At 47.4% G+C, this 661-nt stretch carries 1 protein-coding gene; it reads left to right on the top strand.

Annotated elements, in window-relative coordinates:
- The coding region (locus HMPREF3057_RS05255; protein WP_142350342.1) for a hypothetical protein at positions 1-661 on the top strand (661 nt) is incomplete at both ends.

Genomic DNA, 661 nt, shown 5'->3' with positions numbered 1-661 from the left:
GATTGCACCAGACGGAACTGTAACCTTCACACCAGACAAGCAGTTTGTAGGGAATCCAGATCCAGTTACAGTGAAACGTGTGGATAAGAATGGCACTCCAGTTACTGCGACTTACAGTCCAGAATTTACGAAAGTAACACCAACAGGTTCAGGTGATAAGACAGAAGGTCTGCAAGGACAGGTCCAAGAAGGTAAAGTGACCTTCACTCCTGGCCATGCCTCAGTTCCATTCCCAGCTGATTCAACTCCACTATTTGACAATGGTACAACTGTGAAAGAAGTGCCAAATGTTGGTAAGTTCGAAGTGGACGCAGACGGCAAGGTAACTTTCACCCCAGACAAACAGTTCAAGGGTGAAACACCAGAACTTGAATTGACTCGAGTGGATGCCAACGGTACTCCTGTTACCGTTAAGTACCAAGCGGTGGTGAAAGAAGTAGTTCCAACCAGCACTAACGCAACCAGCACAGGTCCTCAGGGTGTTCCACAAACAGGCACTCCAAGCTTCCAAGGTGGTGATCCACTGGTTCCAATCGATGAAACCGTTGAACCAACCTTCGCAGATGGAAGCAAAGAGAAGTCTATTCCAGGTCAAGGAACTTACACGATTACACCAGACGGTACAGTCACCTTCACACCAGACAAACAGTTTGTTGGAAAC

The sequence above is a fragment of the Streptococcus sp. HMSC072D05 genome, assembly GCF_001815805.1.
GTDB lineage: Bacteria > Bacillota > Bacilli > Lactobacillales > Streptococcaceae > Streptococcus.
Note: the sequence above shows the minus strand (reverse complement) of the source record. Positions and strands in the feature narration are given on the sequence as shown.